This window comes from Pseudomonas sp. P7758 (genome assembly GCF_013386485.1).
Lineage (GTDB): Bacteria > Pseudomonadota > Gammaproteobacteria > Pseudomonadales > Pseudomonadaceae > Aquipseudomonas.
In genome coordinates this window covers 95,718-117,396 of record NZ_JACARS010000069.1, presented here as the reverse complement: position 1 = coordinate 117,396, position 21,679 = coordinate 95,718, and the positions used below count along the sequence as shown (strand labels likewise).

At 59.2% G+C, this 21,679-nt stretch carries 22 protein-coding genes, 4 tRNA genes and 1 riboswitch; of the genes, 18 read left to right on the top strand and 8 right to left on the bottom strand.

Annotated elements, in window-relative coordinates; genetic code table 11:
• Positions 1–22: 22 nt before the first annotated feature.
• The gene (locus tag HX873_RS15680; protein WP_003214319.1) at positions 23–313 is read left to right on the top strand and encodes a hypothetical protein; all 291 of its coding nucleotides are present in this window, start codon (positions 23–25) and stop codon (positions 311–313) included.
• 11 nt (positions 314–324) lie between these two features.
• A complete protein-coding gene (gene astE, locus HX873_RS15675; protein ID WP_003214315.1) occupies positions 325–1,329 on the top strand; it encodes a succinylglutamate desuccinylase in 1,005 nt (334 codons plus the stop codon).
• Between the two features lie 130 nt (positions 1,330–1,459).
• Here the strand turns inward: astE and HX873_RS15670 are convergent, their stop codons facing one another.
• Positions 1,460–1,969, bottom strand: coding sequence for a 6,7-dimethyl-8-ribityllumazine synthase (locus HX873_RS15670; protein ID WP_003214313.1), 510 nt, complete (start codon positions 1,967–1,969; stop codon positions 1,460–1,462).
• 111 nt (positions 1,970–2,080) lie between these two features.
• A riboswitch (FMN riboswitch) is annotated at positions 2,081–2,250 on the bottom strand.
• Between the two features lie 188 nt (positions 2,251–2,438).
• Here HX873_RS15670 and ltaE point away from each other — a divergent pair.
• From ltaE to mgtE, 8 genes are all read left to right on the top strand, one after another.
• Positions 2,439–3,443: a low-specificity L-threonine aldolase gene (ltaE, locus tag HX873_RS15665; protein WP_003214311.1), complete on the top strand. Its 1,005-nt coding sequence runs from the start codon at positions 2,439–2,441 to the stop codon at positions 3,441–3,443.
• Positions 3,444–3,589: 146 nt separating this feature from the next.
• Positions 3,590–6,208 carry an alanine--tRNA ligase gene (alaS, locus tag HX873_RS15660; RefSeq protein ID WP_003214310.1) on the top strand — a complete coding sequence of 873 codons (2,619 nt, stop codon included), beginning with the start codon at positions 3,590–3,592 and terminating at the stop codon, positions 6,206–6,208.
• 95 nt (positions 6,209–6,303) lie between these two features.
• On the top strand, positions 6,304–7,545 hold the full coding sequence (locus HX873_RS15655) for an aspartate kinase (RefSeq protein WP_003214308.1): 1,242 nt from the start codon (positions 6,304–6,306) through the stop codon (positions 7,543–7,545).
• A 186-nt stretch (positions 7,546–7,731) separates the two neighbouring features.
• Complete coding sequence (csrA, locus tag HX873_RS15650; protein WP_002554426.1) at positions 7,732–7,920, top strand: carbon storage regulator CsrA; 189 nt, start codon at positions 7,732–7,734, stop codon at positions 7,918–7,920.
• A 62-nt stretch (positions 7,921–7,982) separates the two neighbouring features.
• A tRNA-Ser gene (locus tag HX873_RS15645) sits at positions 7,983–8,073 on the top strand.
• A 108-nt stretch (positions 8,074–8,181) separates the two neighbouring features.
• Positions 8,182–8,258: transfer RNA gene (locus HX873_RS15640), tRNA-Arg, on the top strand.
• A gap of 72 nt (positions 8,259–8,330) precedes the next feature.
• Positions 8,331–8,407: transfer RNA gene (locus HX873_RS15635), tRNA-Arg, on the top strand.
• Between the two features lie 339 nt (positions 8,408–8,746).
• Entirely contained in the window at positions 8,747–10,189 is a 1,443-nt protein-coding gene (gene mgtE, locus HX873_RS15630) for a magnesium transporter (RefSeq protein WP_003214265.1), read from the top strand.
• A 103-nt stretch (positions 10,190–10,292) separates the two neighbouring features.
• Here mgtE and HX873_RS15625 read toward each other — a convergent pair whose 3' ends face one another.
• From HX873_RS15625 to HX873_RS15615, 3 genes are all read right to left on the bottom strand, one after another.
• Positions 10,293–10,619 (bottom strand): Arc family DNA-binding protein, encoded by a 327-nt coding sequence (locus HX873_RS15625; RefSeq protein ID WP_003175643.1) that lies wholly within the window; start codon positions 10,617–10,619, stop codon positions 10,293–10,295.
• Between the two features lie 435 nt (positions 10,620–11,054).
• Entirely contained in the window at positions 11,055–11,234 is a 180-nt protein-coding gene (locus tag HX873_RS15620; RefSeq protein ID WP_003214263.1) for a PA3371 family protein, read from the bottom strand.
• 20 nt (positions 11,235–11,254) lie between these two features.
• The gene (locus HX873_RS15615) at positions 11,255–11,482 is read right to left on the bottom strand and encodes a hypothetical protein (protein WP_102604982.1); all 228 of its coding nucleotides are present in this window, start codon (positions 11,480–11,482) and stop codon (positions 11,255–11,257) included.
• 336 nt (positions 11,483–11,818) lie between these two features.
• Between HX873_RS15615 and HX873_RS15610 the strand changes: the two genes are divergently transcribed.
• Both HX873_RS15610 and HX873_RS15605 read left to right on the top strand, forming a co-directional pair.
• Positions 11,819–11,895 (top strand) — tRNA-Arg (locus tag HX873_RS15610).
• 342 nt (positions 11,896–12,237) lie between these two features.
• Positions 12,238–13,620: an MFS transporter gene (locus HX873_RS15605; RefSeq protein ID WP_102369716.1), complete on the top strand. Its 1,383-nt coding sequence runs from the start codon at positions 12,238–12,240 to the stop codon at positions 13,618–13,620.
• Between the two features lie 60 nt (positions 13,621–13,680).
• On the opposite strand, the gene HX873_RS15600 is transcribed toward HX873_RS15605, so the two are convergent.
• The 4 genes from HX873_RS15600 to flgA all read right to left on the bottom strand — a co-directional run bounded on the left by HX873_RS15600 (position 13,681) and on the right by flgA (position 16,272).
• Positions 13,681–14,430, bottom strand: coding sequence for a flagellar brake protein (locus HX873_RS15600; protein WP_087694479.1), 750 nt, complete (start codon positions 14,428–14,430; stop codon positions 13,681–13,683).
• Between the two features lie 95 nt (positions 14,431–14,525).
• A complete protein-coding gene (gene flgN, locus HX873_RS15595) occupies positions 14,526–14,993 on the bottom strand; it encodes a flagellar protein FlgN (protein ID WP_003214256.1) in 468 nt (155 codons plus the stop codon).
• Between the two features lie 48 nt (positions 14,994–15,041).
• Entirely contained in the window at positions 15,042–15,365 is a 324-nt protein-coding gene (gene flgM, locus HX873_RS15590; protein ID WP_003214254.1) for a flagellar biosynthesis anti-sigma factor FlgM, read from the bottom strand.
• A 142-nt stretch (positions 15,366–15,507) separates the two neighbouring features.
• Positions 15,508–16,272 (bottom strand): flagellar basal body P-ring formation chaperone FlgA, encoded by a 765-nt coding sequence (flgA, locus tag HX873_RS15585; protein WP_032899382.1) that lies wholly within the window; start codon positions 16,270–16,272, stop codon positions 15,508–15,510.
• An 80-nt stretch (positions 16,273–16,352) separates the two neighbouring features.
• Here flgA and HX873_RS15580 point away from each other — a divergent pair, with 80 nt between their 5' ends.
• The 6 genes from HX873_RS15580 (at position 16,353) to flgE (ending at position 21,353) form a co-directional block, all read left to right on the top strand.
• Positions 16,353–17,285 (top strand): chemotaxis protein CheV, encoded by a 933-nt coding sequence (locus HX873_RS15580; RefSeq protein ID WP_003214250.1) that lies wholly within the window; start codon positions 16,353–16,355, stop codon positions 17,283–17,285.
• 43 nt (positions 17,286–17,328) lie between these two features.
• Entirely contained in the window at positions 17,329–18,156 is an 828-nt protein-coding gene (gene cheR, locus HX873_RS15575; protein WP_003214248.1) for a protein-glutamate O-methyltransferase CheR, read from the top strand.
• Between the two features lie 234 nt (positions 18,157–18,390).
• A complete protein-coding gene (flgB, locus tag HX873_RS15570) occupies positions 18,391–18,798 on the top strand; it encodes a flagellar basal body rod protein FlgB (protein WP_003214246.1) in 408 nt (135 codons plus the stop codon).
• A 3-nt stretch (positions 18,799–18,801) separates the two neighbouring features.
• A complete protein-coding gene (flgC, locus tag HX873_RS15565) occupies positions 18,802–19,254 on the top strand; it encodes a flagellar basal body rod protein FlgC (RefSeq protein ID WP_003214244.1) in 453 nt (150 codons plus the stop codon).
• Between the two features lie 16 nt (positions 19,255–19,270).
• On the top strand, positions 19,271–19,999 hold the full coding sequence (gene flgD / locus HX873_RS15560) for a flagellar hook assembly protein FlgD (protein WP_003214242.1): 729 nt from the start codon (positions 19,271–19,273) through the stop codon (positions 19,997–19,999).
• A 31-nt stretch (positions 20,000–20,030) separates the two neighbouring features.
• Positions 20,031–21,353, top strand: a complete 1,323-nt coding sequence (gene flgE, locus HX873_RS15555) for a flagellar hook protein FlgE (RefSeq protein ID WP_003214240.1) — start codon at positions 20,031–20,033, stop codon at positions 21,351–21,353.
• The last annotated feature ends 326 nt before the right edge of the window (positions 21,354–21,679 follow it).

Below are 21,679 nucleotides of genomic sequence, written 5' to 3'. Positions count from 1 at the left end.
GCCGCACGGCTGAGAACTATTTATGACCACCGACACCCTGAAACTGATCCTTGAAGATACCGACGGCACCCAGCTGGAAACCTCCTGCACCCGCGTCGCCGTGGTGTGGCAGGGCAAGGAGATCTGGATCCAGCACGACGGCCGTGGCCAACTGCTGATCGGCGTGGACGTGGAAGAAGGCGACGCGGAATACGCCAACCTGCTGATGCGCCCATTGGCCACCAACCTGATGAGCCTGCAACTGGAAATGGAACCGGCCGACGTTGAAGGTGATGACGACGATCACGTCCACGGTCCTGGCTGCAACCACTAAGGAAGCTGCGTATGCTCGCCCTCGGCAAACTGCTTGAACTGACCCTCGCCGGTCGCGAACCGGCGCAAAAAATTCAACTGACTGTCGACGGCGTGCAACTGCGCTGGCTCAGTGAGGGCGCGCTGGAAGTGCGGCCTCCTGAGGCGCGGGACAACGGCAGCGACGTACTGCTGTCGTCCGGCATCCATGGCAACGAAACCGCGCCGATCGAATTGGCCGACCGCTTGCTGCAGGGCATCGCCCGTGGGGAGATCAAGCCCCGTACCCGTATTCTGTTCCTGTTCGGCAACCCCGAGGCCATGCGCCGCGGCGAGCGTTACCTCGAACTGGACGTCAACCGGCTGTTCAATGGCCGTCACGAACAAAACATCGGCCCCGAAGCCATGCGCGCCGCCGAGCTTGAGCAGTTGGCCCGCACCTTCTTCAGCGTGCCTGGGCGTAGCCGTTTGCACTACGACCTGCACACCGCCATCCGTGGCTCGAAGATCGAGCAGTTCGCACTGTACCCGTGGAAGGACGGTCGCCAGCATTCACGTCGTGAACTGGCGCGCCTGCGAGCCGCTGGCCTGGAGGCGGTGCTGTTGCAGAACAAGACGTCGATCACCTTCACGGCGTTTACCTACGAGCAGCTGGAGGCCGAGTCCTTCACCCTGGAGTTGGGCAAGGCCCGGCCGTTCGGGCAGAACCAGGGCGTGGACGTATCGCGCCTGGAAACCCGCCTCACGCAGATCATCGAAGGCAACGAGCCGGCCACCGAGAGCCTGGATGGCCTGCAGCTGTTCAGCGTCTCCCGGGAAGTGATCAAGCACAGCGATACCTTCGTCCTGCATTTGCCGGCGGACGTGGAAAACTTTTCGGAGTTGGAGAAGGGTTATCTGCTGGCCGAGGACATTGCCAAGACCCGCTGGGTGATCGAGGAGGAGGGCGCACGCATCATCTTCCCGAACCCGAAGGTCAAGAATGGCTTGCGAGCAGGGATATTGATTGTGCCGACCACGGATGCCGGCCTGGCCTGAATCCCGAGACTGACTCGGTCAAATGTGGGAGCGGGCTTGCTCGCGAAGGCGGTGTATCAGTCAGACATGTATTGACTGACACTCCGCTTTCGCGAGCAAGCCCGCTCCCACATTTGCTTTGCAGTGTTGCTTAAACCGCGAGAGCCCGTGGCTCATTGCGACGCAGTGCGCGAACCTTGTGCAGGGTGTCGGCGCAGGTGCGTGCCGCTTCCTGGCCCTTGTGCACGAAGTGCTCATAGAAGAACGTATGGTGCTCGCTGCCCGCGTGGAAGTGGTGCGGGGTCAGGGATACCGAGAACACCGGCACTTCGGTTTCCAGCTGGACCTGCATCAGGCCGCTGACCACGGACTGGGCCACGAACTCGTGACGGTAGATCCCGCCGTCCACCACCAGGGCGGCCGCGACGATACCGGCATAACGGCCGGACTTGGCCAGCAGCTTGGCGTGCAGGGGCATTTCAAAGGCGCCGCCGACTTCGAAGAAATCGATGTCCGATTCCTGGTAGCCCTGGGCGATCATTTCGGCGAGGAAACCTTTACGGGATTGGTCGACAATATCCTTGTGCCAGCAGGCCTGGATAAACGCGACGCGCTCGCCGTGATGGTTTTTGCTTTTGCTGTCGATTGCGGTGGGTTGCATGTTCTGACTCCTGTTTAAGAAAAAAACAGGGCGTTATGAATCGAATGGGATTTAAGGGTACGCACAGCGGGCTCATGTGAACATGACGTCAGCGCGGCCCTTAGGTGCCAATCCCGTTCTCTCTTCATCCGGACTATGACCGTCGGCCCCGGGATCACACCGGGTCTGCTGACCTTGTCGCCGTCCTGCCGAGGCAGTTCGAGGCGCCAAGCGCTCGCGGGCTATGCACATTGCGTGCAATTACCGCCGGTGGGGAATTACACCCCGCCCTGAGAACGTTGCCGCCAGAACCCTGGCGGCGGAGAGTTTTTATCATGGTTTTTCAGAAACTGCACGGTTGGTTTATCGATAACCTATATCGGTTTGTTTGGTTGGTATTCGATTGTGCAAGCACGGGGCTTGATATTCCGCGGGTTTGCCCGCAGTAATCGTCAACACAAGAAACGCTCCTACGCTAGAGGCTAGTTTGATGAACGTGATTGACCTGCGCAGCGACACAGTGACCCAACCGACCCCTGGCATGCTCGAGGCGATGGCCACTGCCGCCAGCGGCGACGACGTCTACGGCGAGGACCCGAGCGTCAATCGCCTGGAAGCCGAACTGGCCAAGCGCCTGGGTTTTGCCGCCGCGTTGTTCGTGCCCACCGGCACCATGAGCAACCTGCTGGCGTTGATGGCGCACTGTGAGCGTGGCGAGGAATACATTGTCGGTCAGCAGGCCCACACCTACAAATACGAAGGCGGCGGCGCGGCGGTTCTCGGCTCGATCCAGCCACAACCCCTGGAAGTGCAGGCCGACGGTTCCCTGAACCTGGAGCACGTGCTGGCCGCGATCAAGCCGGACGACTTCCACTTCGCCCGTACCCGCTTGTTGGCGCTGGAAAACACCATGCAGGGCAAGGTCCTGCCGCTGCAATACCTGGCGGCCGCGCGAGCCTTTACCCGGGAACACGGCCTGGCCTTGCACCTGGACGGCGCGCGGCTCTACAACGCGGCGGTCAAGCTGGGTGTGGATGCGCGGGAAATTGCCCAGCACTTCGATTCGGTGTCGGTGTGCCTGTCCAAGGGCCTGGGCGCGCCGATCGGCTCGGTGCTGTGCGGCTCCACCGCGTTGATCGCCAAGGCCCGCCGTTTGCGCAAGATGGTCGGTGGCGGCATGCGCCAGGCCGGTTCGCTGGCGGCGGCGGGGCTGTACGCCCTGGATCACCAGGTGCAGCGCCTGGCCGACGACCACGCCAATGCCCAATGGCTGGGGGATGAACTGCGCAAGGCGGGTTATACGGTGGAGCCGGTGCAGACCAATATGGTCTACGTCGACATCGGTGATCGAGCCCAGGCCTTGAAGGCGTTTGCTGCCGAACGCGGGATCAAGTTGAGCGCGGCACCGCGCCTGCGCATGGTCACGCACCTGGACGTCAGCCGGGCGCAGATCGAGCAAGTGCTCGCGACATTTGTCGAGTTTTCCCGGAAATGACAGTGCAGACCGTCTAATTGACTGTTTCTATCACATAAACACGCTGTACCACGGGCAAAGGGCCGATATAATGCGGCCCTTTGCCGTCGCTCCGTCTGATGACGTTTAGCACTGGCCTTTGGCCGCAGCCTCCGTGGAAGAACCTAATGAAAAGCGCAGAAATCCGTGAAGCCTTCCTTCGCTTCTTCGAAGAGCAAGGTCACACCCGTGTCGCCTCCAGCTCCTTGATCCCAGGCAATGACCCAACCCTGCTGTTCACCAACGCGGGGATGAACCAGTTCAAGGACTGCTTCCTGGGCCAGGAAAAGCGCGCCTACACCCGCGCCACCAGCAGCCAGAAGTGCGTACGCGCCGGCGGCAAGAACAGCGACCTGGAAAACGTGGGCTACACCGCCCGCCACCACACATTCTTCGAGATGCTGGGTAACTTCAGCTTCGGCGACTATTTCAAGAAAGACGCGATCACCTTTGCCTGGACCTTCCTGACCGGCGTGCTGAAGCTGCCGAAGGAAAAACTCTGGGTCACCGTCTACGCCACCGATGACGAAGCCTACGACATCTGGACCCAGCAAATCGGGGTGCCAGTCGAGCGCATGATTCGCATCGGCGACAACAAGGGCGCGCCTTACGCGTCCGACAACTTCTGGACCATGGGCGATACCGGCCCGTGCGGCCCGTGCACCGAGATTTTCTACGATCACGGCGCCGACATCTGGGGTGGCCCACCGGGCTCGCCGGAAGAAGACGGCGACCGCTACATCGAGATCTGGAACAACGTGTTCATGCAGTTCAACCGCACCGCCGATGGCGTGTTGCATCCGTTGCCAGCGCCGTCGGTGGACACCGGCATGGGCCTGGAGCGGATCAGTGCGGTGATGCAGCACGTTCACTCCAACTACGAGATCGACCTGTTCACCAACCTGCTGAGCGCTTCGGCCGCGGCCATTGGCTGTGCCAACGACAACCAGTCGTCGCTCAAGGTGGTGTCGGATCACATCCGTTCCTGCGGCTTCCTGATCGCCGATGGCGTGCTGCCGTCGAACGAAGGCCGTGGCTATGTGCTGCGCCGCATCATTCGTCGCGCCTGCCGTCACGGTAACAAGCTGGGCGCCACCGGCAGCTTCTTCTACAAGATCGTTGCCGCGCTGGTGGCCGAGATGGGCGATGCCTTCCCGGAACTCAAGCAGCAGCAAGCCAACATCGAGCGCGTGCTCAAGGCTGAAGAAGAGCAGTTCTCCAAGACTCTGGAGCACGGCCTGAAGATCCTCGAGCAGGACCTGGTCGAGCTCAAGGGCACCGTGGTGCCGGGCGACGTCGTGTTCAAGCTGTACGACACCTACGGTTTCCCGATGGACCTGACCGCCGACATCGCCCGCGAACGCGAGCTGACCATCGACGAGGCCGGGTTTGAGCGTGAGATGGAAGCCCAGCGCGTCCGTGCCCGTTCCGCCAGCTCCTTTGGCCTGGACTACAACACCCTGGTAAAGGTTGATGTGGCGACTTCGTTCATTGGTTACGAAGCCACCGTTGGCTCGGCCAAGATCGTGGCTATCTATAAGGATGGCAAGTCGGTTGACGTGCTGAACGAAGGTGACGAGGGTGTTGTGGTCCTCGACCAGACCCCGTTCTACGCTGAATCCGGTGGCCAGGTTGGCGACTGTGGTTTCCTGAGCTCCACCTCCGGTCGTTTTGAAGTGCGCGACACCACCAAGACCGGCGGTGCGTTCCTGCATCACGGCGTGCTGGTGCTGGGCAACCTGACCGTCGGCGCCCCGGTGGACACTCAGGTAGATGCCGACGTACGGCATGCAACTGCCTTGAACCATTCTGCCACTCACTTGCTGCACGCTGCGTTGCGTCAGGTGCTGGGTGAGCATGTGCAACAGAAGGGTTCGTTGGTCGATAGCCAGCGCCTGCGTTTTGACTTCAGTCATTTCGAGGCGATCAAGCCTGAGCAGTTGAAGGCCCTGGAAGACATCGTCAACGCCGAGATTCGCAAGAACACCCCGGTGGAAACCGAAGAAACCGATATCGAGACCGCCAAGCAAAAAGGCGCCATGGCGCTGTTTGGCGAGAAGTACGGCGACGAAGTGCGCGTATTGAGCATGGGCGGCAGCTTCTCGGTGGAGCTGTGTGGTGGTATTCACGCCAGCCGTACCGGCGACATCGGCCTGCTGAAAATCATCAGCGAAGGCGGCGTGGCTTCCGGCGTACGTCGTATTGAAGCGATCACCGGTGCTGCGGCCCTGGCCTACCTCAATGCGGCAGAAGAACAACTCAAGGAAGCGGCCGGCCTGGTCAAGGGCAGCCGCGACAACCTGATCGACAAGCTCTCCGGCGTACTGGAGCGCAACCGTCAGCTGGAGAAACAGCTGGAGCAGTTGCAGGCCAAGGCGGCCAGCGCGGCGGGCGACGATCTGTCGGCTTCCGCCCTGGACGTCAAGGGTGTGAAAGTGCTGGCCGTACGCCTGGACGGTCAGGACGGCAAGGCGCTGTTGGCCTTGGTCGATCAGTTGAAGAACAAGCTCGGCCGCGCAGTGATCCTGCTCGGCAGTGTCCATGAGGAAAAGGTCGTTCTGGTTGCCGGTGTAACCAAAGACCTGACCGGCCAACTCAAGGCCGGTGATTTGATGAAGCAAGCCGCCGCGGCAGTGGGCGGGAAGGGCGGTGGTCGTCCGGACATGGCGCAAGGCGGTGGTGTTGACGCCGGCGCCCTGGACGCGGCCCTGGCCCTGACCGTGCCGTTTGTCGAGGCAGGTATTTAAGACGCTGTTAATGAGCCCGTGGTCTAGTCGCGGGCTCAGTCAGTGCTGGTTGATTGAATAACAGGCGCCCCTTTACGGGCTGAGGCGGCTTAGAAATGGCTTTGATCGTACAGAAATTTGGAGGCACCTCGGTCGGCTCTGTCGAAAGAATCGAGCAGGTCGCCGACAAGGTTAAGAAATTCCGCGATGCCGGCGATGACCTGGTGGTGGTGCTGTCGGCCATGAGCGGCGAGACCAATCGCCTGATCGATCTGGCCAAGCAAATCAGTGGCGATCAGCAACCGGTTCCCCGTGAACTGGACGTGATCATTTCCACCGGGGAGCAGGTGACCATCGCATTGCTGGCCATGGCGCTGAACAAGCGTGGTGTGCCGGCGGTGTCCTACACTGGCAACCAGGTCCGCATTCTTACGGATAGCGCGCACACTAAAGCCCGCATCCTGCAGATTGATGACCAGAAGATTCGCGCTGACCTGAAAGCCGGTCGTGTGGTAGTTGTCGCCGGTTTCCAGGGCGTCGACGAGCACGGCAACATCACCACCCTCGGTCGTGGCGGTTCCGACACCACCGGCGTGGCCCTGGCGGCAGCCCTGAAGGCTGACGAATGCCAGATCTACACCGATGTGGATGGCGTCTACACCACCGACCCGCGGGTTGTGTCCGTGGCTCAGCGCCTGGACAAGATCACCTTCGAAGAGATGCTGGAAATGGCCAGCCTCGGTTCCAAGGTGTTGCAGATCCGTGCCGTTGAGTTCGCCGGCAAATACAACGTTCCGCTGCGCGTACTGCACAGCTTCAAGGAGGGTCCGGGCACCCTCATTACTATTGATGAAGAGGAATCCATGGAACAGCCGATCATTTCCGGTATCGCTTTCAACCGTGATGAAGCCAAGCTGACTATCCGTGGCGTGCCAGACACCCCGGGCGTGGCTTTCAAGATCCTGGGCCCTATCAGTGGCGCGAACATCGAAGTCGACATGATCGTGCAGAACGTCTCGCACGATAACACCACCGATTTCACCTTCACCGTGCACCGCAACGAGTACGATGCGGCGGAGCGGATCCTGCAGAATACTGCGAAGGAAATCGGCGCCCGTGAAGTGGTCGGCGATACGAAGATTGCCAAGGTGTCGATCGTGGGTGTGGGCATGCGTTCCCATGCGGGCGTTGCCAGCCGCATGTTCGAAGCCCTGGCCAAGGAAAGCATCAACATCCAGATGATCTCCACATCGGAAATCAAGGTGTCGGTGGTGATCGAAGAGAAGTACCTGGAACTGGCTGTACGCGCACTGCATACCGCTTTTGAGCTGGACGCTCCGGCCCGACAGGGCGAGTGATGCGTTGCCAGGAAGGCGCGGTTATCCGCGCCTTTCATTTTTTTGCCGGGTGTGTGGTTAAGACCTGTTCTTTTACCTGCGCTCGACAATACTTAGGCGTGTAGGGCTATGGCCATTTGGTTGTAGGTCGAATGCCTTTTTTTTGCAGACTGTTGTTCCCGAAATGAAATGCGTGAGGAGAAAGGTATGCTGATTCTGACTCGTCGATGCGCAGAAAGCCTGATTATTGGTGATGGCGAAATCACCGTGACCGTGCTCGGCGTCAAAGGCAATCAAGTGCGTATCGGGGTTAACGCTCCGAAAGAGGTGGCTGTCCACCGCGAGGAAATCTACCTGCGGATCAAGAAAGAGAAGGACGAAGAACCAAGCCATTAATTTTTATCGTTTTTTATGTTTGCAAACGGGGATGAAGCTGGTTAATATACGCCCCGTGTTGCGGAGAGCTGGCCGAGTGGCCGAAGGCGCTCCCCTGCTAAGGGAGTACACCTCAAAAGGGTGTCGGGGGTTCGAATCCCCCGTTCTCCGCCATTATTTGCTTAGTACGTTGCAATCTGGTTTTTTCGCTAAGTTGTTGAAACTAAACGAAAAAATAGCTTTACATAGAGATTGAACGGCCTATAATGCGCGGCAACAAATGCACTCGTAGCTCAGCTGGATAGAGTACTCGGCTACGAACCGAGCGGTCACAGGTTCGAATCCTGTCGAGTGCACCATTTAAGAGTTAGTTGCAGCAATGCAGGTAGCTTGGCTTCAACCAGTTGTGATCTGGTCTAAAAACACAATCTGCACTCGTAGCTCAGCTGGATAGAGTACTCGGCTACGAACCGAGCGGTCACAGGTTCGAATCCTGTCGAGTGCACCAAACAACAAAAAGCCCGCCTAGTGCGGGCTTTTTGCCGTCTGGGGTTTTTATTTCCCGGGGCGCCTTTTTCTCCCGCCCATGTGTTTTCCTTTCAAGCTGCGTCGTCGCAGTTCATATGTGTGGCCAATGCTCAGCTTTGTGTCGCAAGCGCTTGTTCTTTCCAGTTTTTTGACGTTAAACGCGGCCGCCCGGTGTATCATTGCGCCCGTCAGCCCCGCCGGGGCTTGTGGAACACCTCCATGGACTTACCCAGTAGTTACTCAGTACCCCGTTTTACCAATCATGAATTGACTGATTGATCCTTCCGGCGTGCCCCGCTGCTGGGAGTGGAGTTCGCCTATGACCGAAGTTGAAGTAAAGAAAACACAAGAAAGCCTGCAGGATCGCCTGGCTCAAGTCGTCGAGCTGCTGCAGCGCCAGCGCGTGGTCGAAGACCTGACGCATCGCCAGGAAGGCGCGAACAACGACCGGGTCGAGAACCTGGTCCACCGGCAAAACCTTGTCGAGCTGCAACGCAAGCTCGATGACCTGCACTCCGCCGACGTTGCCTACATCCTCGAAGCCTTGCCGCTGAATGACCGCCTGACCCTTTGGCAGTTGGTCAAGGCTGACCGCGACGGCGACATCCTCCTCGAAGTATCCGACTCGGTCCGTGAAACGCTGATCGCCGACATGGACGATCACGAGCTCTTGGCGGCCGCCAAGGACATGGATGCCGACGAACTCGCTGACTTGGCTTCCGAGCTGCCGCGTGACGTCGTCCATGAGCTGATGGAAACCCTCGATGGCCAGCAGCGCGAGCGTGTGCGCTCGGCGTTGTCCTACGACGAGGAGCAGGTCGGTGCGTTGATGGACTTCGAGATGGTCACCATCCGTGAAGACGTCAGCCTGGAAGTGGTTCTGCGCTACCTGCGCCGGTTGAAAGAGCTGCCAGGCCACACCGACAAGCTGTTCGTGGTCGACTACGAAGGGATCCTCAAGGGCGTACTGCCGATCAAGCGCCTGCTGGTCAATGATCCGGACAAAAAAGTCGCGGACGTCATGGCCAGTGACCCGGTGAGTTTCCATCCGGACGAAGACGCTTACGACGCGGCCCAGGCGTTTGAGCGTTATGACTTGATCTCGGCCCCGGTGGTCGACAAGAACGGCAAGCTGATCGGCCGTCTGACCATCGATGAAATGGTCGACCTGATTCGTGAGGAGAGCGAAAGCGAAGTCCTCAACATGGCCGGTCTGCGGGAAGAAGAGGATATTTTTGCGTCGGTCTGGAAGTCCCTGCGTAACCGCTGGGCCTGGCTGGCGGTGAATTTGATTACCGCGTTTATTGCTTCACGGGTGATCGGCCTGTTTGAAGGCTCCATCGAGAAGCTCGTGGCCCTGGCTGCACTGATGCCGATTGTGGCGGGTATTGGCGGTAACTCGGGTAACCAGACCATTACCATGATCGTCCGCGCCATGGCGCTGGATCAGGTGGGGACCGGGCATGGCAAGCGTTTGATGCGCAAGGAGCTTGCGGTCGCGCTGATCAACGGCCTGGTGTGGGGCGGTGTCATCGGTATCGTGGCGTACCTGCTGTATGGCAGCTGGTCGCTCGGCGTGGTCATGACGGCGGCCATGACGCTTAACCTGCTGCTGGCAGCGTTGATGGGGGTTCTGATTCCAATGACCCTGGTGCGCCTTGGACGAGACCCGGCGATGGGCGCCAGTGTGATGATCACGGCCATGACCGACAGTGGCGGCTTCTTCATCTTCCTGGGCCTGGCAACCATCTTCCTGCTTTGATCCCTTCCATGGATCGGGGGCATTTGCCCCTTGATCCTTTCCTGACCAAATCCCGGGCAAAAAAAAGCCAGCGCATGGCTGGCTTTCAGCTTTCAGTTGCCAATCAGTTGGCTTCTGCAGCTGCCTCAACGTCGTGGGCGATCAGCGAGACGAGAGCATTTTGCTGGCGGTGGGAGAGCTGACGAAAACGCTGCAGCAGTTCGCGTTCGTGCAGTGACAGCTCGGGGCTGTCCAGGCGCATGCTCAGCTCGTCGCCCAGCGCACCTTCCTGAATCAGGCTTTGTTCCAGGCGTGCGATGATTTCAGAGTTCATGCTGCGGTGATGATTGCGAGCCACCTCGGCAATGCGTTCCCGCATTCCGTCTGGCAGACGTACGACGAACTTGTCAGCCGTACGGCTGGAATAAATTGCCTGTTTCAATGGGCGCATATATTTAACCGGTTAGTTCAGGGGAGCGGTTTTTGGAATTGGCCGCAAGATGCATGTTAGGACAAGGTTTGCTGCCAAATGTTCAACCTGAATTGCAAAGAGGCCGCATCATGCCTCAGATTTGCCAGTTCCTTGGCGTCAATTCTGTGACAAATATTGAACCGGCTACCGGCTTTATGCCAGTACTCATTTCAAAATTTGCGGACTGGTTGGAAAACTTTCCGCGGACGCACCCAAATGAGTGTTGAGCCCGCAGACCCTGGGCGCAAAAGGCTTTTCGGGCGCACATCCTATAGCAATATGGCCTTTTGCCCTTAACTTTAAGATTAGTGGCAAATTGCCAATTTACGAATGCGGAGCGACATATGGTCGGCTGTCCGGACGGACAAGCCGAGGCGTGGCAGCGATTTTAGCGAGGGCGACGAGCGGGGGGATTCAGCGCAGTACGGGATCGAATTTGATGCGGCGACCAATGAAGACTGCCAATACCCACAGGCTGCCAAACACGCCGGCGGCGACGAAGGAGACTGTCTGTACGTCTTGCGACAATACGTTCAGGCCGAGGCCGGCGGCGGCCAGTGCCAGGGTCAGAAACAGCCAGGCGGACTTGTTCATGGAATGCTCCGGTAAGCGGTTCAGAAAACCCAGTGTTCAGCGGCAGGAGCAGCTTGAGTGCCCTGGGTCAGTTGCAGTGGGGATTGCATGTTCGGCTTCATGACAGCCAGTTGCGGGCGCTGTTGCAGGTGATGGGGAATCGCCTGGCTGACCTGCGCGGCGTCGTCGGAAGTGGTGGACTGAAAATGGAACATCACCAGCGCAGCCAGTGCAACGGTATTGAGGGCTAGTAGAAGTGCGCTGTTCATGTGCATGTTCTCCGCAGATGGCTGGGCCGGACTGTATTTGTAGGATAAAGGATTGCAGGTGTCGTGCCAGTCTTTAATTGATAATAAATTCTTTAGAATCAAATACTTATGTGGTGTACAGATTGCCATGTTGTTGCAATTTGCAATGATGGCATTTTGGGGGAGTGCATTTTGCACGATGATCCGAACCGTCCGTAATCGTTGAGCGGAATACCACCGGGTGTCACTGGCATGGGCCTACACTCAAAAAGCCAACGGACGACATGACAAAATTCACCTGCGCCGTTAACATGCACGCCGTCCGTCGCCGTGCCCATCGCCGGTTGGCTGTCATTAGTCCCAGTAGCTCAATTGGATAGAGCATCCCCCTCCTAAGGGGAAGGTTGGCCGTTCGAACCGGCCCTGGGACACCACTTCACCGTTGCTGCCCAAGCGGCCTCGACGTCCGCAAGCCCCGATCAGATTCATCTGGCGGGGCTTTTTTGTGGCCGGGCGTTTGAGTGTGGCAGTCTTTTCAAACACCAACCGAACCTTGCTCGCGTTTGAGGTTCACACGGGAGGCAAGAGCGGGGCGGCGCAAGTATTCGTCTGCATCCTGTACCTCGCGGGTGACTGGCGAGCGTCTGACACGTAGCCAATTGGCATGAGCAAAATATTCCCCGGCAACCGCGTGTTTTGGCTGTCCGGACCCGACGACCCGGGACTATCATTCCGGTAGTCCTGACACCCACAGCAAGGAGCCGCTCGGAACGCCGATGCGCCAGATCTGGAAACCTTTTCGAGCCCTTTATTTTGCTTCCCTGATGATGCTGATCGGCTCTGGCCTGCTCAGTACTTACCTGGCCTTGCGCCTGGCGGCAGATCACGTCGACAGCCTGTGGGTCGGTGCGTTGATGGCCGCCAACTATTTTGGCCTGGTGTTGGGGGGCAAGATCGGTCACCGCCTGATTGGCCGCGTCGGGCATATCCGGGCCTACGCCACCTGTGCCGGGATCGTCGGCGCGGCGGTGTTGGGCCACGGGCTGATCAACTGGCTGCCAGCCTGGATTGTGCTGCGGATGATTGTCGGCCTGGGCATGATGTGCCAGTACATGGTCATCGAGAGCTGGCTTAACGAACAGGCTGAAGCCAAGCAGCGCGGTGCGGTGTTCAGCGGCTATATGATCGCCTCGTACCTGGGCCTGGTGCTGGGCCAGTTGATCCTTGTGATGCACCCGCAGTTGGGGCTTGAGTTGCTGATGCTGGTCGCGCTGTGTTTTGCGCTGTGCCTGGTGCCGGTGGCCATGACTCGCCGCATTCACCCGGCGCCGCTGCATCCGGCGCCGATGGAGCCGCGCTTCTTTATCAAGCGGGTGCCGCAGTCCCTCAGTACGGTGTTGGGGGCCGGGCTGATCGTCGGCTCGTTCTACGGTTTGGCGCCGCTGTACGCGTCTCAGCAAGGGCTGACCACCGAGCAGGTCGGCCTGTTCATGGGTAGCTGCATTTTCGCCGGGCTGCTGGTGCAGTGGCCGTTGGGCTGGCTTTCCGATCGATATGACCGCGCGCTGTTGATTCGCTGTTTCGCCTTGTGCCTGGCGGTGGCCGCGTTGCCGTTGGCGATCATGACCCAGGTACCACTGGAAGTGCTGTTCGTCGCGGGCTTTCTCTGTTCCCTGGTGCAGTTCTGCCTGTACCCGCTGGCTGTGGCGTTTTCCAACGACCACGTCGAGGGTGATCGCCGGGTGTCGCTCACTGCGATGTTGCTGGTGACCTACGGCATCGGCGCCAGTGTCGGCCCGCTGTTGGCCGGTGTGGTGATGAAGCTGTTCGGCAGCCATATGCTGTATGCGTTTTTCAGCGTGTGCGCATTGATCCTGGTGTGGCGCATCCGGCCCAAGGCGGTCACCAACCTGCATCAGGTGGACGACGCACCGCTGCATCACGTGGCGATGCCCGACAGCATGTCCAGCTCGCCCCTGGTAGCGTGCCTCGATCCGCGAGTGGACGAACAGGTGGTGCAGGACCAGATGCAGACCGCCGTTGTGGATCCCGAGCCAGTAGTCGATCCCGAGCTGGATCAGCCGGAGCCTGTCACCGAGCCACCAGAGCATCCGGACCCGGATGATCACCCCCACGACTTGAGCAGGGCGCGCCCCTGAAAGCAAAAACGGGCAGCCCCCTTGAGGGACTGCCCGTTTTTTTGTCGCGACCTTTATTGTTTAAAGGTCGTCGTCCTTGTCAAACCGGCGCGCTTCACGCTGCAGTTGATACACAAACCGCTCGACCTGGCGCTGCACCAGCCCGCTCATGTTATGAAAACGTAGGCCGGCGAAGGTGGTGTTGATCCTTTCTTCGAAGTGCAGGTAACGCAGTTCTACCGAGGTGGTCATGCTGCCAAAGGGTAGCGCGGCGATAAATCGGTCGTAGACCTGGCCCAGTTGCAGGCGCTCGGAAATATCCCCTTCGAAGCGCAATTTGCAGCCGGTGGCGGAAATATCCAGCAACTTGCCGCTGATGGGGGCCTTGAGTTTGTCGCCGCCCAGTTCGACGCTCACCAGTTGCGCCAGCTTCAGCGCCGCGCGGAAGGCGTTGCGACGCTGATGGTAAATCACCTCGCCAGGCATGCTGCCGCGGTAAATACGGTGGCCGCCGGCTTCATCGAGGGTCAGGGTGCCGTTGCTTTCCCAGGCTACCCGCACCCCCTCGTGAAAACCTTCGATCCGGAAAGCTTCGCCATTCTCGAGGTAGCGTTCGCCGTCGCGCGGGACCATTTCGTCCAGGGCCAGTGTCTTGCTGTCCCGGTCGATTTCCACCAGGTAGCTTTGAAACCGCTGGTTGCGTTCATGGAAGGTGATGATCAGCGGATCATGGCTTTCTTGCAGCATCCGCAAGGTGCCAGCGATTTCCAGCGGCGTGGTGAGTACCTTGGGTGGCTGCGGAGCATCTTCCGCGTTAAGGGCGTTGAACACGGTTCTTCCATCTCCAGACAAAATACGACTACACGCAAGTGCTGTCATTTTGCCAGTATGTGGCGCGACTTGGATAGGGCGCGCTCAAACTGGTTTCAGGCTTGGCTGCGGGTGCTTGGCTTGGCCAGGCGTGAGGTGGAGCCTTGAGCGTTGTAGAGAGCCGGAGGCTCGCCGCCGTGGAGGATACGCAACTGATTGGCGGTCGTGGCTTGCTGAAGCTGGATGGCCTGGCCGTTGAGGAGGTTGGTTTCCTGGCACAGGGTCAGCAACTGGTTGAGTTCTTTGCTCTGGGCCAGCAACTGGTCGCCCACCGTGGAGTGGCTGGCGAGTTGTTCCAGGCCCTTGTGGTCGGCCGTGAGGCCCAGGCTGATCAGAATCTGGCTGCGCTTCTTGCCGTGCTGTTCCAGCAGGACGATCAGCGATTGCTTGCGCGCCAGGATTTCTTCCAGCATGCGCATGTCCCGGCCGTACAGGGCCAGTGATTCTTCTCGAAGGAGCTCCAGCAGCTGCTGTGCGGGAGGCAGGTCTTCAATGATCAGTTGTAGCAAGTTTTCGTCGTGCATGGCTGGCCTTGGGGTTTAAGCGTCCAAAAGCCTGGCGCAGGCCTTTGCCTAGCGCTCGGCTTCGAAGTTAAGCAGTTTGCTGGCTACACGGTTGCTGTCGACCTTATAGCTGCCATCGGCAATCGCCTGTTTCAATTCGGCCACACGGGCTTTATTGACAACTGGCTGATCGCTCAGCGAGTCAGTGACCTTCTGCAACTGTTGAGCCTCATTGCTCAGGTGTACCGATTCCCCGCTTTGGCTCGCACCGGCCTGTTCTGTCTTGGCAGGCAGAGGCTGGGACTTGGCTTCAACGCTGTCTTTGGCACCGTTGGTGCGCGAAGAACCGGGCGTTGGCAGGGCGTTATTCAAACGACTGAAATCGATGACCATGTTAAAAAAACCTCTGGGTATTTGGACGCTTGCCATGTTTTCGGCCATACCCGGACAAACTTTAGGCTCGATTGACAATAAACCTATGCGCGATGCCGCTTTGCGCACAGTGTAGGAAAAGCTGGCGTCCGATGCCAGTGATCTATAAAGCCACCTCAACCTGCCCCGGCGCAGTCACCCGGGCCTTGATCACGCGGTTGGAATTCAGGTTCTTGACGCGAATCTGTTCACTCATGCCGCCGTTGGACAGGGCTTCCCCCGGCATTTTTACATTCAGGCCACCGCTGCTGGCGGAAATCACCACCTGGTCACCTTTGCGCACGACTTCGGCCTGCTCGAGATGGACCAGGGTAATCACCTGGTCGGCGACCATTGGTCGGGTAAGTTTCTGCCCGAGTGCCTGGTCAAGGGACGTGAGGTAGCTCTGGGTGATCATGCTGATGTCGCGCTCGCGCATCGCGACGTCATCATAACCAATGATTCCGGTACGTTTCAGCGGGCGCGTCACCACCACCACTTCGCGAAACAGTTTGACCTGGGCGGGCACGAACACCGTCCAGGGCGAGGCGCCTTCGCAGCGCACTTTCACGGTCACGCGCCCGATGGGCTGGGCGGGGCTTTCCAGGGAAGCTGTCAATTCTCTGTCGCACATGGGCATGCGCAGGCGCGGATCCAGCTGGTTGACCTGGATTTCGTAGCGGCCCGGTGTCTGCGTCGTGGCCAGATAATCTTCTACAGTGAACTCAAGAAAGCCTTGAGTGACGCCGATAAGCAGATCAGGCAAGGTGACGTTATCGGCGCGGGCCGGCTGGCCCGTAGCCAAGGCAAGCAACGCCATCGAGACGCAGAGCAATCTGCGGTACTGTGGGGATCGGAGGCGTCGGGAAACTGTCGTTTTGATGTCCATGGCCAATAAAAAAGCAAAGCTCGTGCCGTTTAGTGTTGGGTACGCGTCGTACCCCTAAGTTTTAGCGTAGGAGTCTGGGCATGGCCGGTGTAATGGATTCAGTGAACCAGCGCACACAGCTGGTGGGGCAGAATCGCCTGGAGTTGCTGTTGTTCCGTCTGGACGGCAAGCAGCTGTACGGGATTAATGTCTTCAAGGTTCGCGAAGTGCTGCAGTGTCCCAAGCTGACAATAATGCCCAAGTCCAGCCCGGTGGTTTGCGGTGTGGCGAACATTCGTGGCGCGACCATCCCGATTCTTGACCTGGCAATGGCCACCGGTTCGGCGGGGTTGCAGGACCGCGAGAGCCCGTTCGTGATCATTACCGAGTACAACACCAAGACCCAGGGTTTCCTGGTGCGCTCGGTGGAGCGCATCGTCAACATGAACTGGGAAGAGATCCATCCGCCGCCCAAGGGCACCGGTCGCGATCACTACCTCACGGCGGTGACGCGGGTCGACAACCAGTTGGTGGAAATCATCGACGTGGAGAAAATCCTCGCCGAAGTGGCCCCGACCTCCGAGGCGATATCGGTGGGTGTGGTAGACGCCGAAACCGCGCACAAGGCGATCTCGCTGCGGGTGCTGACGGTGGACGACTCTTCGGTTGCGCGCAAGCAGGTGTCCCGTTGCCTGCAGACCGTTGGGGTCGAAGTGGTCGCGCTCAATGACGGTCGCCAGGCCCTGGATTACCTGCGCAAGCTGGTGGATGAGGGCAAGAAGCCGGAAGAAGAATTCCTGATGATGATCTCCGACATCGAGATGCCGGAAATGGACGGCTACACCCTCACGGCCGAGATACGCAACGACCCACGCATGCAAAAACTACATATCATCCTGCATACTTCGTTGTCGGGTGTATTCAATCAGGCGATGGTCAAGAAGGTCGGTGCCGATGACTTCCTGGCCAAATTCCGCCCTGATGACCTGGCATCCCGGGTAGTCGACCGGATCAAGGCAGCAGATCACGGCTAGGGGCCTTTTCCCTGGCGGTCACACGATTTAAGAGGCGGTATCATTGTCTACGGGTAATTTGGATTTCGAACAGTTCCGGGTCTTCCTGGAAAAGGCCTGTGGCATATTGCTCGGTGAAAACAAGCAGTACCTGGTATCCAGCCGTCTCAACAAACTGATGGAGCAGCAAGGCATCAAGTCCCTCGGGGAGTTGGTGCAACGGATCCAGGGCCAGCCACGCAGCGGGCTCAAGGAGATGGTGGTCGACGCCATGACCACCAACGAAACCTTGTGGTTTCGCGATACCTATCCGTTTGAAGTGCTCAAGAACAAGGTGCTGCCCGAGGCGATCAAGGCCGCTCCCGGCCAGCGCCTGCGCATCTGGTCGGCCGCCTGTTCGTCGGGACAGGAACCGTATTCGATTTCGATGGCCATCGATGAGTTCGAGCGGACCAACATGGGCCAGTTGAAGGCCGGGGCGCAAATCGTGGCCACGGATTTGTCCGGCACCATGCTCACCAACTGCAAGACCGGCGAGTACGACAGCCTGGCGCTGGGGCGCGGGTTGTCCCAGGAGCGCTTGCAGCGTTTCTTCGATCCCAAGGGAGCAGGGCGTTGGGCGGTCAAGGCGCCGATCAAGAGCCGGGTGGAGTTTCGTTCGTTCAACCTGCTGGACAGTTATGCCAGCCTGGGCAAGTTCGACATGGTGTTTTGCCGCAACGTGCTGATCTACTTCTCGGCCGAGGTGAAGAAAGACATTCTGTTGCGCATCCACGGCACCCTCAAGCGTGGCGGTTATCTGTTCCTGGGGGCTTCCGAGGCGCTGAACGGTTTGCCGGATCATTACCAGATGGTGCAGTGCAGTCCTGGAATCATTTACCAGGCCAAGTGACGAGTGCTTGGACAAAAAGGGAGGCCTGCACAGGCCTCCCTTTTTTTATGGCCGCAAAGCGGCAAGCCCTCATTGCCGCTTTACTGGCGTTTCGCGGAAACCCTTTGCCGCTTTTCTGGCATTGCCGCCGGCAATTCCCTCGCAAACCCTTGATTTACGGGGCTCAAGCAACTTGGCATGGCCCTTGCTAAATCCTTGTTACGAAAAGCAGGTCAGCCCCTAAAGGTTTCCGCCATGAGCATCAGCTTCGATAAAGCGCTCGGTATCCACGAACAAGCACTGGGCTTTCGCGCCCAGCGTGCCGAAGTCCTGGCCAACAACATCGCCAACGCCGACACCCCGAACTACAAGGCTCGGGACCTGGACTTCTCTGCCGTGCTCGCCGCCCAGCAAGACAAGACCAAGAACGGCACCTTCGCCCTGAACATGACCAACAGCCGTCATATCGAGGCGCAAGGCCTGGGCAATGGTGACGAGTCGCTGCTGTATCGCACGCCGATGCAACCGTCGATCGACCAGAACACCGTGGACGCCCAGTTGGAGCAATCGGCCTACGCCGAGAACTCAGTGAACTTCCAGGCCAGCTTCACCCTGCTCAACAGCAAATTCAAAGGGCTGATGTCAGCCCTGCGTGGAGAATAAGCCATGTCCCTCGCCAGTGTTTTCAATATTGCCGGTAGTGGCATGAGTGCGCAGACCACGCGCCTCAACACCGTCGCCAGTAACATCGCCAACGCCGAGACCGTGTCTTCGAGCATCGACCAGACCTACCGTGCCCGGCACCCGGTGTTCGCCACCATGTTCCAGGGCGGCCAGGGCGGCCAGAGTGGCAGCGGCGATTCGCTGTTCCAGAACCAGGATGCCGCAGGCCAGGGCGTGCAGGTGCTCGGTGTGGTCGAAGACCAGAGCAACCTCGAAGCCCGCTACGAGCCGAACCACCCTGCCGCGAACGAAAAAGGGTACGTGTACTACCCCAACGTCAACGTGGTCGAGGAAATGGCCGACATGATTTCCGCCAGCCGCTCGTTCCAGACCAACGCGGAAATGATGAACACCGCCAAAACCATGATGCAGAAGGTCCTGACCCTGGGTCAGTGATAAGGGGCGCCAAATAATGGCCATTGTTGATAACAGTTCGACGAACACGGCAGTCCAGGACCTTTTTAACTCCAAGGTCAAGACGGCGACAGATAACACCAGCGTCGGTGACGCCGCCAAGTCGGCGACGGGCAACCAGGCGATGGGCAAGGACGCGTTCCTGCAATTGCTGGTGACCCAGCTGAAAAACCAGGACCCGCTGTCGCCCCAGGACAATGGCGCGTTCGTCGCACAGTTGGCGCAGTTCAGCAGTCTGGAAGGCATCAACAACCTGAATGACTCGGTGAATGCGATTTCCAGCAACTTCAGCTCCTCCCAGGCGCTGCAGGCTTCGTCGCTGGTGGGGCGTTCGGTCATCACCCAGACCGACAAGGCGATGGTGGATACCAGCAAGAGCATGACCGGTTCCGTGGCGGTGACGGCGGCGACGGGCAACGTCTCCGTCAAGATCACCGACAAGGATGGCAACGTCGTTCGCACCATCGACATGGGCGCCCAGAGCGCCGGCAACTCCAGCTTCGTCTGGGACGGCAAGACCGATGCGGGTGAGACGGCGCCACCCGGCACCTACACCTTCAATGCCACCACCAAGAATGACAAGGGTGACTCGGTGGCCCTCGCCACCTCGCTGCCGGCAACGGTGACCAGCGTAACCCTGGGTACGAACGGCGCTGAAATGGTGCTGAACCTGGCGGGCGGCCTGGGCAGTATCAAGCTGTCGCAAATTCAGACTATCGGTACATAGAGCCGGCTAAATACGGCAAAAGGAGAGAACAATGTCTTTTAACATCGGCCTTAGCGGCCTCTATGCGGCCAACAAACAACTGGACGTGACGGGCAACAACATCGCCAACGTCGCGACCACCGGCTTCAAGTCGTCCCGTGCGGAATTCGCGGATATCTACGCGGCTTCCAAGCTGGGTACCGGCCAGAACAGCATCGGCAATGGCGTGAACCTGGCGGCCGTGTCCCAGCAGTTCACCCAGGGTGACGTCAACAACAGCGGCGGCACGCTCGACATGGCGATCCAGGGCGGCGGCTTCTTCGTGCAGAAGGGCAGCGACGGTTCGCTGGAATACACCCGCAACGGTGCGTTCCGGGCCGACAAGGACGGCTACATCACCAACAACACCGGCACCTCGCGCCTGCAAGGCTACGCAGCGGATGCCGATGGCAACATCCAGAAGGGCGGCTTGACCGACCTGCAGCTCAACCTGTCGTACCTGCCGCCGAAGGCTTCGAGCAAGGTGGATTCCACCAGTAACCTGAACTCCTCCGAGACGGCGATCGACCAGACGGCGCACCCGTTTGATCCGACCAAATCGGACAGCTTCACCACTCAATATTCCACCACGCTGTACGATACGCAGGGCAACGCGCATCCGATGGTGCAGTACCTGGTGAAGACCGACTCCAACACCTGGAAGTCCTACACCCTGATCGATGGGCGCAACCCTGACGGCTCGCCGATCAGCGGCACCGGTACTGACGTGAAAGCGCCAGTCGCCTCGACGCTGTCGTTTGACACCTCCGGCAAGCTGACCGGGATCGTTACCCCGCCAGCCACCGCTTCCAATACCACCCTGACCATTTCCGACTGGAAGCCGGGCGGCCTGGTCAATGGTGTCTGGACGCCTAACGGTGCGGCCGCCAACGCAGACGGCGTGGCCGTCAACATGGGGAACATCACCCAGTACAACTCCGCCACCTACCGCAACCCGCCGACCACCGATGGCTACGCCACCGGGCAAATCACCGGGCTGAAAATCGACGGCAGCGGTGTACTGTTCGCCACGTTCAGCAACCAGCAGAGCAAGGCCATCGGCCAGATCTCCCTGGCCAGCTTCAACAACGAGCAGGGCCTGCAGCCAGCCGGCGGCACCACCTGGAAAGAAACCTTCGCGTCGGGCCAGCCGGGTTTTGATACCCCGCAAGTCGGTACCCTGGGTTCGATCGTGGCCAACTCCCTGGAGAACTCCAACGTCAACCTGACCAACGAGCTGGTGGACCTGATCAAGGCCCAGAGCAACTATCAGGCGAACGCCAAGACCATCTCCACCCAAAGCACCATCATGCAGACCATCATTCAGATGACCTGATGTTGTCGCTTTAACTCGCTTTACCGAAAAGCCCCTCGCGTGAGGGGCTTTTTTTTGGATGTTCAGATAACGCCTATAGGTGGGGGCGTCACAGGCGGATACACGGCTGTCGGAACGGTACAAGGCCAGCCGGGCGATATCTGGAGCGGATTCAGTCAGGGCTCCGACGGCAACTGCATCACTGTTTCAGCGATAAAAGCCGCCATGATGCACGTCGGCCAGAAGCCCACCGATGTTTTCAAGGAGGTGAAATACGTGCGCGAATCGCGACGGTGTTGTTCCAGGCAAAAGAAAACCCCCGATACGCCGTAGGCCTATCGGGGGTT

What these genes read in the sequence shown, in the direction of transcription:
- HX873_RS15680 (WP_003214319.1), top strand. Translation starts at nt 23, where the DNA reads ATGACCACCGACACCCTGAAACTGATCCTTGAAGATACCGACGGCACC.
- astE (WP_003214315.1), top strand. Translation starts at nt 325, where the DNA reads ATGCTCGCCCTCGGCAAACTGCTTGAACTGACCCTCGCCGGTCGCGAA.
- HX873_RS15670 (WP_003214313.1), bottom strand. Translation starts at nt 1,969, where the DNA reads ATGCAACCCACCGCAATCGACAGCAAAAGCAAAAACCATCACGGCGAG.
- ltaE (WP_003214311.1), top strand. Translation starts at nt 2,439, where the DNA reads ATGAACGTGATTGACCTGCGCAGCGACACAGTGACCCAACCGACCCCT.
- alaS (WP_003214310.1), top strand. Translation starts at nt 3,590, where the DNA reads ATGAAAAGCGCAGAAATCCGTGAAGCCTTCCTTCGCTTCTTCGAAGAG.
- HX873_RS15655 (WP_003214308.1), top strand. Translation starts at nt 6,304, where the DNA reads ATGGCTTTGATCGTACAGAAATTTGGAGGCACCTCGGTCGGCTCTGTC.
- csrA (WP_002554426.1), top strand. Translation starts at nt 7,732, where the DNA reads ATGCTGATTCTGACTCGTCGATGCGCAGAAAGCCTGATTATTGGTGAT.
- mgtE (WP_003214265.1), top strand. Translation starts at nt 8,747, where the DNA reads ATGACCGAAGTTGAAGTAAAGAAAACACAAGAAAGCCTGCAGGATCGC.
- HX873_RS15625 (WP_003175643.1), bottom strand. Translation starts at nt 10,619, where the DNA reads ATGCGCCCATTGAAACAGGCAATTTATTCCAGCCGTACGGCTGACAAG.
- HX873_RS15620 (WP_003214263.1), bottom strand. Translation starts at nt 11,234, where the DNA reads ATGAACAAGTCCGCCTGGCTGTTTCTGACCCTGGCACTGGCCGCCGCC.
- HX873_RS15615 (WP_102604982.1), bottom strand. Translation starts at nt 11,482, where the DNA reads ATGAACAGCGCACTTCTACTAGCCCTCAATACCGTTGCACTGGCTGCG.
- HX873_RS15605 (WP_102369716.1), top strand. Translation starts at nt 12,238, where the DNA reads ATGCGCCAGATCTGGAAACCTTTTCGAGCCCTTTATTTTGCTTCCCTG.
- flgN (WP_003214256.1), bottom strand. Translation starts at nt 14,993, where the DNA reads ATGCACGACGAAAACTTGCTACAACTGATCATTGAAGACCTGCCTCCC.
- flgM (WP_003214254.1), bottom strand. Translation starts at nt 15,365, where the DNA reads ATGGTCATCGATTTCAGTCGTTTGAATAACGCCCTGCCAACGCCCGGT.
- flgA (WP_032899382.1), bottom strand. Translation starts at nt 16,272, where the DNA reads ATGGACATCAAAACGACAGTTTCCCGACGCCTCCGATCCCCACAGTAC.
- HX873_RS15580 (WP_003214250.1), top strand. Translation starts at nt 16,353, where the DNA reads ATGGCCGGTGTAATGGATTCAGTGAACCAGCGCACACAGCTGGTGGGG.
- flgB (WP_003214246.1), top strand. Translation starts at nt 18,391, where the DNA reads ATGAGCATCAGCTTCGATAAAGCGCTCGGTATCCACGAACAAGCACTG.
- flgC (WP_003214244.1), top strand. Translation starts at nt 18,802, where the DNA reads ATGTCCCTCGCCAGTGTTTTCAATATTGCCGGTAGTGGCATGAGTGCG.
- flgD (WP_003214242.1), top strand. Translation starts at nt 19,271, where the DNA reads ATGGCCATTGTTGATAACAGTTCGACGAACACGGCAGTCCAGGACCTT.
- flgE (WP_003214240.1), top strand. Translation starts at nt 20,031, where the DNA reads ATGTCTTTTAACATCGGCCTTAGCGGCCTCTATGCGGCCAACAAACAA.